This is a genomic window from Streptomyces colwelliae (genome assembly GCF_048158785.1).
GTDB lineage: Bacteria > Actinomycetota > Actinomycetes > Streptomycetales > Streptomycetaceae > Streptomyces.
Map to the genome: position 1 here is coordinate 55,855 of NZ_JBLTJC010000012.1, position 7,074 is coordinate 62,928.

8 protein-coding genes are annotated in these 7,074 nt (G+C 69.9%); 3 read left to right on the forward strand and 5 right to left on the reverse strand.

What is annotated here, in order from left to right; all coding sequences use genetic code 11:
* Positions 1-2 precede the first annotated feature (2 nt).
* The 5 genes from ACNFOC_RS04570 to ACNFOC_RS04590 all read right to left on the reverse strand — a co-directional run bounded on the left by ACNFOC_RS04570 (position 3) and on the right by ACNFOC_RS04590 (position 4,266).
* On the reverse strand, positions 3-650 hold the full coding sequence (locus tag ACNFOC_RS04570) for a hypothetical protein (RefSeq protein ID WP_416956802.1): 648 nt from the start codon (positions 648-650) through the stop codon (positions 3-5).
* 106 nt (positions 651-756) lie between these two features.
* Complete coding sequence (locus ACNFOC_RS04575) at positions 757-1,557, reverse strand: hypothetical protein (protein ID WP_416956804.1); 801 nt, start codon at positions 1,555-1,557, stop codon at positions 757-759.
* Complete coding sequence (locus ACNFOC_RS04580) at positions 1,544-2,203, reverse strand: ABC transporter ATP-binding protein (RefSeq protein ID WP_416956806.1); 660 nt, start codon at positions 2,201-2,203, stop codon at positions 1,544-1,546. Before ACNFOC_RS04580 ends, ACNFOC_RS04575 begins: the two co-directional genes overlap by 14 nt.
* A gap of 11 nt (positions 2,204-2,214) precedes the next feature.
* Positions 2,215-2,859: a TetR/AcrR family transcriptional regulator gene (locus tag ACNFOC_RS04585; protein ID WP_416956808.1), complete on the reverse strand. Its 645-nt coding sequence runs from the start codon at positions 2,857-2,859 to the stop codon at positions 2,215-2,217.
* Between the two features lie 900 nt (positions 2,860-3,759).
* Entirely contained in the window at positions 3,760-4,266 is a 507-nt protein-coding gene (locus ACNFOC_RS04590; RefSeq protein ID WP_416956810.1) for a nitroreductase family deazaflavin-dependent oxidoreductase, read from the reverse strand.
* A 169-nt stretch (positions 4,267-4,435) separates the two neighbouring features.
* Between ACNFOC_RS04590 and ACNFOC_RS04595 the strand changes: the two genes are divergently transcribed.
* The 3 genes from ACNFOC_RS04595 to ACNFOC_RS04605 all read left to right on the forward strand — a co-directional run bounded on the left by ACNFOC_RS04595 (position 4,436) and on the right by ACNFOC_RS04605 (position 7,028).
* Positions 4,436-5,524 (forward strand): PP2C family protein-serine/threonine phosphatase, encoded by a 1,089-nt coding sequence (locus ACNFOC_RS04595; protein ID WP_416956812.1) that lies wholly within the window; start codon positions 4,436-4,438, stop codon positions 5,522-5,524.
* Between the two features lie 34 nt (positions 5,525-5,558).
* A complete protein-coding gene (locus ACNFOC_RS04600) occupies positions 5,559-6,095 on the forward strand; it encodes a MarR family winged helix-turn-helix transcriptional regulator (protein WP_416956814.1) in 537 nt (178 codons plus the stop codon).
* A gap of 444 nt (positions 6,096-6,539) precedes the next feature.
* A complete protein-coding gene (locus tag ACNFOC_RS04605; RefSeq protein ID WP_416956816.1) occupies positions 6,540-7,028 on the forward strand; it encodes a hypothetical protein in 489 nt (162 codons plus the stop codon).
* The last annotated feature ends 46 nt before the right edge of the window (positions 7,029-7,074 follow it).

Below are 7,074 nucleotides of genomic sequence, written 5' to 3' on the forward strand. Positions count from 1 at the left end.
CCCTATGCCTTCAGTGGTACCCCGTGCTCGTCGGCGAAGATGCGTCGGCACTGGCCGTTGCAGAAGCCGTGCAGTGTGCCCTCGACCTCCAGGGTGAGGTCGGTGGTGTTCAGGTCGACGGTCATCCCGCACACCGGGTCGATGACCGTGCCGGGGGGCAGGGCGTCGGTGGGCAGGTGGGCGATGGTGTCGCGGTGCGGGGCGGTCATGTGCTGGATGAGATCCAGGCTGCTCATCGGACGTCCGTACAGCCCGAGGCTGCCTTCCTGGATGCCGACGACGTGGACCAGGGCGTGCGGCTGGTCGCGCAGCCGGTTGGGATCCCGGCCCGCCTTCTCCTCGGTCTCTGCCAGGGCCTGGGTGAGCCGGTCTATGGCGTAGGCGCTCATTTCCTTGCGCCAGGGGGCCGGTGCGCTGACGCGGATCAGGTAGCGGGGCGGGTCGGCGGGGTCGACCGGGTGACGGTCGCCGGTGATCCAGGCGGCCGGTTCGTGGATGAGGACGTGGGTGAGGTGACGGGCGGAGTCCATGACGGCTTCGGCGTGGGAGTCCTCGGCGCTGATGAGCGCGTCGATGAGTCGTTTGCCGACTTCTTGGTGTCGTGCCGGGTCGAGAACGCCCGCAGGTGCGAAGACCTCGATGAAAATCATGCCTTCATGCTCGATCGGCGGGCCGTCGGGGTCGTCGTACGGGAGGAGTGGGTTGGGGTTACTCCGAGGGGAGTGCAGGACTACTGCGGCGGGAGTACGGCGGTCCTCAGCCACCGGTGCGCGTGCGGTTGCGGGTCCTGATCCGGAAGATCACCAGTCCGACCGCGGCGAAGGCGGCCGCCCAGCTCAGGCCGAGCGCGAGGTGACCCCACAGCAGGGTGTGGCCGAAGGAGCCGCCGACGGCGAACTGCATGGGCCCGAAGGAGGGAAACCATTCCAGGACGGGCTTGTTGGCGAGCGGGTTGCCCAGCGGGTTCTGCAGAAAGGTGTCCATCAGCCCGCCCATGATGATCAAGAAGAAGCCTTCCAGGTCGTGCTTGACCAGGACGCCGAGGAGCAGGCCGAGCGCGCCATAGGTGAGCGCGATGGCGGTGAAGCCGGCCAGCACGGCGAACCAGCCGCCGGGATCCGGACGCCAGAAGGGCAGCATCGCGAGCGCGGTGTAGAGGGCGATCGCGCTGGCGACCGCAGCGATGGACAGGAACTTGGCGCCGATGAGCGTGCTCTGCCGGTAGCCGGCGAACACCAGGCGGCGGTCGAAGGTCAGGGCCTTGCGGACGGCGTCGAAGACGACGAACCCGGCGATCATCGTGACGGAGTTGAGGCCCGCCGAGATCAGGGTCAGCTGGCCGCCGTCGACGTGCAGGACCCGGCCGGTGGCGTAGAGCTTGAAGTCCAGTGGCGTGTGTCCGGCCAGGGCGTCCATCATCAGGTACCAGGCGGGGACGAAGAGGACGAGCAGCAGGGCGGCGAGCCGGTTGCGGGTCTGGTCGCGCACGCAGAAACGCAGGGCGGTGGGGAACTGTCCGTACAGCGGCCGCAGTTGGAGTGCGTCAGGCGCCGACATGGTGGTTCTCCTTCGACGTCGTGCGCGGGGTGAGCCGGCCGTCGGTGAGGTCGGCCAGCAGGTCGAAGCGCTCCTGCTCGAAGACGAGGTGGGTGATGACCACGATGGCCTTGTCACGGGCGCGCAGGTCCTCGACCAGGTCCCAGAAGCGCAGGTAGGTCTCCCAGTCGAAGCCCTGGTACGGCTCGTCGAGGAGGAGGACGTCCGGGTCGTGCAGCAGGGCCAGGGTGAGGTTCAGCTTCTGGCGTGTGCCGCCGGACAGTTCTCCGGCGGGGGATGCTCCGTACTGCTCGTAGCCGAGGAGGCGGACGAGTTCACGGCCGCGGTCCAGGTCGGGCAGGCGGTGGGCGGCGGCGAAGTAGCGCAGGTGCTGTTCGACGGTGAGGCTCGCGTTGAGGACGGGGTCCTGCGGGCAGTAGCCGAGGGTGCCGGACAGGACGACCTCGCCGCGGTCCACGGGCAGGGTGCCGGCCAGGATCTTCAGTAGCGTCGACTTGCCCGCGCCGTTCTCGCCTACGACGGCGATGAGTTGACCTGGGGCGACGGTGAGGTCGGCGCCGCGCAGGACGGGATGCTTGCCGTAGGACTTGTGGATGTTGTGGGCCTGAAGTAGGGGTGTGGTTGCGGGTGTTGAGCCGGGCGCCATGCGCTGCCTCCCTAGGGTGCGTCTCCTTGCGGTTCCGGTGGTGCCGCGTTCAGTCCGCCCGCGTAGATGCTGAGCATCTCCGGGGCCCAGCGGGTCATGCCGTCGACCGACAGCGGGTCCGTGCCGAGGACTTCGGCCAGGCGCTCGCGCAGCAGGAACAGGGCGAGGTCGTTGGCCAGGAGCAGGGCGGCGCGCACCGCCGGATCCCTTCCGGGGGCGGCCAGTCCCGCTGCCGCCAGGCCGTCCAGCGCGGCCCTGCTCAGTTCGTACAGGCGCCGGAACAGCAGCTGCGCGGCGTCTGTGTCAGACAGCAGGAGCCGGCGCAGGTAGCTGGGCAGCGGTGAGTCGTCGGGCAGGTGCCGGGCGAACACCTCGCTCAGCGAACTCGCCCCGGCTCCGGGATCGAGCAGCTCCGCCCCGCCGTCACCTGTCAGCTCACCGAGCATGGCCTCGAAGACGTCCAGGACGTACTGGTCGACCTCCTGCCGCAGGCCCTCCTTCGATCCGAAGTGGTGCATGACCAGCCCTGGCGACACGCCGGCGGCTGCGGCGATCTGCCGCATCGTCACCGCCTCCCACCCGCTCGCGGAGAACAGGCGCAGGGCCTCGTCACGGATGACTGCGCGGGTGGTCCGGTCGTCGCGGATTGAACGCATGTGCAGAATACTAAACGAGCGTTCAATCGCTGTCGAGGGGAGATGGAACGCCCTGTGTCTACGGGGTGCATCACCAGTACGGGGCCTCGGCGGGAGCGTGCCCGTGTAGGCCGGATCGGACGGCGGGGCGTTCGCGGTGGGTGCGTCGTCCAGCAGCACCTCATCGGACTGCTGTGAAGTGGTGACCGTGGGCGTGCCGCCGGAGGCGCCCGAACGGCTGGACGCGTGGGAGAGGGCCGCGACGGCCACGAACACCACGGCGACCGTTGCGAGGGCGCGGGTCACTCGTCGCCTCCGGGCCGGGCCGTCCATGTCCCGCCAGCCGGGTCGGGCTGTTGTTCGTCCGGCTGCCACACCTCGCCCACCGCATCAAAAGATGCCGGCCAGGGTTCGGCAGGCGCACCTTCTTCGCCTTTCCTGCCGCACGCCGGGTGAGTCCGCCGGATCGGAGCGGCTCCCGACCGCCCGCTCTCGTGCGGAGGGTTCCCTGGGCGCGGAGGTCCCGATGGCCTGCTCGGCGTCGCCGAGAAACCGCCACCACAAGGTGTCCGGGATGGGTGCTACAGCGCCCCCCTCGTCCGGTGTTTGCCCTGGCCTGGGTCTTCAGCGGCCATGGCCCCCGTCCCTCCTCGGCCGGGTCCATTCCGCAGGCCGCAGGGGACCGCGCGGATCGGCGGAGAGCGTGCGGAGCGCACGCATCTCCGAGAGCCGAGCGGTGGGGGACCTGTCGGCGGTCGGTGTGTCGCCCCCACTCCGGACAGCGTGCCGATCACTCCTGGGCGCTGGGCGACACCGACCGCCGACCCGGTCCCCGAGCGCAAGTTTTGCATAGTGCAAAATGTGTCGCCAGGGCTTTGGGGTGGTCTTGGTCTGGAGTTGAACCGGCACGGTGTCCGGGCTTTACGGCAGCCGGGTTCCCGGGCCGGCGTCCAGGCGTACGAAGGGGATGTTCCGGCCGGCCTCGCGGAAGCCGGCATCGGTGCCGTCGAGCGGCAGGCCCATGAACGCGCAGAGGCGTTGTGCGGTCCGTCGGTGGCGTCGGGCGTAGCGGGCCATGATCTCGGCACCGTCGTCCGGTGAGAGGAAGCGGGCCGTGACGGCGTGATGGCGGGTGCCCACCACGATCAGGGTCTTCGGCTGTGCGCGCAGATTGCGGTACCAGGCAGCCTTCGGGCCGAAGCCGGACGCGATGGTCCAGCTGTCCTCGTCCGGTCCGTACTCCACCACCTCCAGGACCACGCGGCGGTCGAGTCCGGTGATGCGGCCCACATGATGGAGCAGGAGCAGCCGGCCGCCGAAGATCCACCCCAACCCGCAGCGGAAGACCGGTATCGGCAGGCGGGCGAGGAACCGCCGCCAGCCGATGGGGAGTTGAGGCCCTTCCGGTGGAGCCTGTCTGTGGGGCATCTTCGCCTTCCGACGTCGGACTTGTCGGCTCCCGGCCTCTATTGGGTAAAAGGCTGGGCCGTGAGCCTCTTCCTCACAGGAACCTTTGCATAGTCTAAATCCGGGGAGGGGTGTCTGTGCCACAAGCGATCAGACGGCTCTCATGCGCTCGAACTTATCTGGAGGACGCATGAACGGGCAGAAGCCGACGCAGGGTTCTGCGGTGCTGTCCTGGATGCCGGTGGCGGCGATGGCCGTGGTGGCTGGGGTGGACGTCGTCGCCGGTCCCGGGGTGGGACTCCTGCCGTTGGTCTCGCTGGGGCCGGCGTTCTCCGGGTTGGTCGGCGGATGGCGGCGTACGACATTGATCGGTGCGCTGGCTCTGCTCGTGTGCGTGGCACTCGGGATGTACGACGGGCTCTTCGAGGAGCGCCGGGGCTTCACCGCCATGGCGTCGGTGGCGGGCGTGACGGGGGTGGGTATCGCGGCGGCCGTGACACGCTCGCGCCGGGAGGCGGAGCTGGCCAGTGTGCGGTCGATCGCGGAGGTGGCCCAGCGGGTGCTGCTGCGGCCGGTGCCGCGAACTGCGGGCCCGTTACAGGCGGCGGTGTCGTACACCTCGGCGGTCGCGGAGGCGCGCATCGGCGGTGACCTGTACGAGATGGTGGCCTCACCGCACGGGATCCGGGCGATCGTGGGGGATGTGCAGGGCAAGGGGCTGGCCGCGGTGGAGACGGCCGCCGTGGTGCTCGGCGCCTTCCGGGAGGCGGCGCACGACGAAGCCGACCTGGTCGGGCTCGGGGAACGCCTGGAGCGCAGTGTGGCCCGGGAGCTGGAAGGCGAGAAGTTCGTCACCGCGATCCTCGCGGAGATCGGCTCGGACGGTGACGTCGTCTTCCTCAACTACGGTCACCCGGCCCCCATGGTCGTACGCCAGGACGGCACGGTCGACTTCCCGCAGCCGCCCGTGTACGCCCTCCCCCTGGGACTCGGTGCCCACGGCACCGAAGGTCCGAAGCCCTACCGGGTGGACTTCACCCCCGGCGAGCAACTGCTGTTGTATACCGACGGGGTTACCGAGGCCCGGGACGCGGGCGACTCCTTCTACCCCCTCGGTGAGAGGGCGGACCTGCTCAAGGAACCGGACGCCGGCCGCGCCCTGGAGGCGCTGCGCGAGGACCTGGTGCGCCATGTCGCAGGGCCGCTCCACGACGACGCCGCGATGCTCCTGCTGCGTTACCACGGTCATGGGGAAGGAAAATCTGTTCCCATCGGGTGAGGGGGCACCACCTTCGGCAAGGTAGAAAGGACTAATGCAGGAGCGTGAGAACCCCGCGGGGACGATGGACGACGTCGATGCGGTCACCCGTGCGGTGCTGACCGCGTCCCGGCTGCTGGTGGCGGTCTCGGCCCGCTCGCTCGCCGAGGTCGAGGAAGGGGTGACGCTGCCGCAGTTCCGGATGCTGGTCGTGCTGTCCACCCGTGGTGCCACCAAGCTGGTGACCCTGGCCGACCTGCTGCAGGTGGCGCCGTCCACGGCGATGCGGATGGTCGACCGGCTGATCGCGGCCGGTCTCGCCGACCGGCAGACCAATCCCGGCAACCGCCGTGAAACGATGTTGCAGCTCACCGAGGAGGGCCGGCGCACGGTCGAGGACGTCACCGCCCGGCGCCGCTCCGAGATCGTCGCCATTGTCGAGCGGCTCTCCCCGATTCAGCGCCTGGCGCTCGTCGAGGCCCTGGGCGCCTTCAACAAGGCGGGAGGCGAGCCCCCTGCCCCCGCCCTGGATGACCCTGAACCGCATCCTCTCGGCTGGGTCGTCGACGGCGTGATGGCCCACGACACCTGACGACTCCCGGCCGCTCGTCCCGATTCCCGGACGGGTCTTTTCCGAGCCCGGAAGATCTTGCATAATGCAAGGGAATTGTGAACGTCGGGCGCGCTGTCCTGCCACGACAACACGCGCGACGTGTCGGCGTCCGTCGCGGGGTGTTCCTCCGAGTGGTGGAGTGGGCGGCCGACGGTGGACGGGAAGGGCGCGGGGGTGTGAGACGCGTGCGCCTGAGGGGTTACCACTCGTCCTCGTCCGAGCGTCACCTGATGGCGTACGTGCGCACCATGGTGTGGGGCCCGGCGGAGTTCGTCGGGCGGCCACCCTGGTGGCTCGTGGGGGAGGGGCTCCTGGCCGGGGGCCTCGGTGCCGGGACGATCGTCGCTACCGTGCTCTTCGGGGCCTGGACGGGGAGGCCCTCGCTGGCCGACGGCGAGGCGGGCCTGGTGTGTGGGGGGGGCGTTGACCGTATATCTGTCGGTCGTGGGGGCCGGACGTGCGCTGATCGGCGTCGTCGCGCTGCTCGGTGTGTGTCTCGCGCTCCAGGCTCCTCAAGCTGCGGCCGGGGTGGTGCTTGCCGAACGGGGGCAGCTGCAGTCCGTGGTGGTGACCTCGGTCGAAGACGGCCGGGCGGCCGAAGGCGGGCACGCCCGCTACCTGTGTTCTGTGGCGGACCGCGACGGCGTCCCCCTCAAGGTCCGCATCTGGCGTGGCTGCGGAGAAGACACCCGGCGCGGAGACGCGCTCGCAGTCGTGTCCGACCCCGAGGGGCGGGTATCCCCGCGCGGTGCGCAGACGGGGTCCGGTGTGTCGGGGCCGCTGCGTGACCTGGCTCCGTGGGCCGTCGCCCTCGTGGCCGCGAGCGTGATCGCCGTTGTCCGCTCCTACCGGCTCTCCGTGCCTTCCGTCGCCTTGGCGTCTCCCGGGTGGGGCGTTGCCTCACATCGTTGATCAGCCGGCTGTGGGGCTGGGTGTGGGCGAGGTGGTGTTGACGTTC